At 68.5% G+C, this 2,415-nt stretch carries 2 protein-coding genes and 1 pseudogene; all 3 read right to left on the bottom strand.

All coding sequences use genetic code 11. From position 1 onward, the window contains the following. Nucleotides 1–547: hypothetical protein (locus VM938_10450; GenBank protein HVF75457.1), on the bottom strand; the 547-nt coding region annotated here is incomplete at its 3' end. Between the two features lie 11 nt (nt 548–558). Further along, nucleotides 559–780, bottom strand: coding sequence for a hypothetical protein (locus VM938_10445; protein ID HVF75456.1), 222 nt, complete (start codon nt 778–780; stop codon nt 559–561). Nucleotides 781–1,488: 708 nt separating this feature from the next. Continuing rightward, nucleotides 1,489–1,927, bottom strand: a pseudogene (locus tag VM938_10440) (transposase). Nucleotides 1,928–2,415: the final 488 nt, after the last annotated feature.

Raw genomic sequence — 2,415 nt, 5'->3', positions numbered from 1 at the left:
TGGTCCGGGCCACCTGCCGCTGACGGCGGCCGGGCTCGCCATTGCAGATGCCAACGCCGTAGTCGCCCACGGCGAGGAAGGTGACCGGGATGTCGACGTCCTCGCGGGGGTGCGTCCGCAGCCGCATGTCGTAGTGGCGGGTGTGGGGTCCTGACGGGCCACCGTGTCCGGAGCCCTCGGGACCCCAGTCCCACCGGGGGCCGTCGGCCCACGGCCGCCCGTCGACGACGATGCGGTAGCCGTACTCGGTGTCCGGTTCCAGCCCCTCGACCCAGACCGAGTTGCGGTCGTCGGTCGCGGCTTGGGCGACCACACGCCCGCCGTGGTCGAGAACCTCCACCACGGCCGATCCGTACGGTGGTGAGTGGGCCCCGATTGTGCCGCTTCGTCGCCGGTCGGGGTCGTCCAGCTCCTCGTCGTCGACGACCCGGCAGCCACCGTGCTCGTCGCAGTCGAGCCAGAAGCCTCCCCAGCCGATCAGCGCGGCGGTGTCGGTGACGTCGACCAGGTGGACGAAGGGCTCGAAGAGGCGTTCGGCCTCGGTCACGTCGCGGAACGCTACTGCGCGCGGGCCAGGAACCAAGTGAGCACACCGGCCAACCGACGCCCGTCGGCAGGCTCGCTGCGGTCGGCCGACCAAGCGCGGGGCGACGTGGGCCCGCCGCACTTGATGAGCTCCTTGAGGTGGTCGACCAAGCAGAAGTACCCGTCGGCGTCGGCGGCGGAGGCGAGCCGCCGTCGTCGACGGTGCGCGCTGTCGCGTCGACATCGTCCACACACGAAGCATTCCGGACGAGGGGTCGCCGAGTTCGCAGGCGTTGCTGTGGGCGTCCTGTGGCCCGAGAGCTCGCACGAGAGCGTGGCCGGAGCGTGGTCGTCCGTGACGCACGGCCGGCTGTGAGAGGCGCTCCCCACCTGGGAAATGCCTCGGCGGCGATTCTTGGGTGACGTCCCCGACGGGTCGTTCAGCGAATCATGAGAACGAATCCCAGCGCTCCGGGGCCGTCACTCGACGAAGTTGAGCTTGATCTCGACGCCCAGGGTGGAGGGTTGTCGTAACCCGCACTCGCTCGCCCGACTATGGCCTCGCCCGTCGGTGCTGTGGCGTGCACGGCGGCGCTTTTCGGCCCCTCAGTCCGTCCTACGCCCGAAGGGAAGAAATCCCCACGAGGTACCTCTGGAACGCCTCTCCATGGGCCCGGAATCTGTCAAGACCTGAGACGAGTTCTCAGTCCTTCTTCTGTGTGTCGTTTCGGTCGTGGGCTTGTTGATCCACGCCACCGTGGGGAGCTTGGGTGGCGAAGGCCCGCGGTGGCGGAAACATCGGTCTCCCTCTCACAGTTTTCACGCCTCGCCGAAGGGCAAGAGCCGGACCCCCTCCGACGGACCACCGTCAACCGGCCCGGGTTAGCGGCGTAGGCGGCGTCAAACTGCGGGCGAGGGCTTCGAGGGTGGGGCGTCGGCTGCCAGGGCATCGGGGTCGTGGTGGGCGGCACGCATCTTGCGCGCCACCTTGGAGGCGAGGACCTTGGGCAACTTTCGAACCACGTCCGTATCTTGTGGAGCTGGCAGCGATGAACGACCGGGGGTCGAACACCGCCTTCACGGCGCTGACCACCGCCTTTGCCCCGTCCAGCACGCACAGTTTGGGCCGGGTCGTGTCCAGCCCCGGGTCCCTCAGGTCGGCCAGCAGGTCCTTGACCACCGTGGCGTTTCCGGTGTCGCCCTCGACCACGCCGAGGGGTTGCTTGGTCCCGTCGATGGCATTGCCGAGGGCGACGACGCAGAGGTGGTCGGCGAAGTGCACCCCGTCGACCATCAGCGCCACCAGATCGATCTCCGACACGTCGGCGGCCAGCATCGTGGCCAGGGCGGATCGGTGGCAGCCACGAACCCTACGGCTCACAGCCGACTTCGACGTCGACCGAACTGTGGCCTCGACCTGGGTGCCGAATGGCTCCGGCCCGCCGAGTACCGCCGTCGCGGCGGTCGCAGCGCGCACCAAGAGCGTCAGGTGTTCGGCCATCCGATGTGCGGCCCGGGAGCATCCTCGGGCAGGTCGAGGAAGTGGCGAGGTCGGCGACGAACACGCGGGCGACGGTATCGCCGTTCGCTGCATCCCTGGTCGAGACCAGCCGAGCGGACGGTGAAGCCGTGTCTGGGGCCTCAAGGTGCATTGATCACTGGAAACCGCCGTCCCCGGACCCCTGACTCCTGCGGTGCTCCATCCCAATTCGACGTCGACAACCGCGCTTGGCTTCGCCTGCTCGATCGGCCGTGTTCGTACGCGGCTAGACGTCGCTAGAGACCCTTCGGGCATCGGCCGCTTCTCTCGCAACGAGCACCCGCCGCAGCACCTTGCCCGTTGGCGCCCTCGGGATCTCGGTGACGAACTCCAACTGCCGAATCTGCTTC

This window comes from Acidimicrobiales bacterium (assembly GCA_035536915.1).
Taxonomy (GTDB): Bacteria; Actinomycetota; Acidimicrobiia; order Acidimicrobiales; family JAHWLA01; genus JAHWLA01.
The sequence above is the reverse complement of the archived record's forward strand: the minus strand, read 5'-3'. Positions and strand labels throughout refer to the sequence as shown.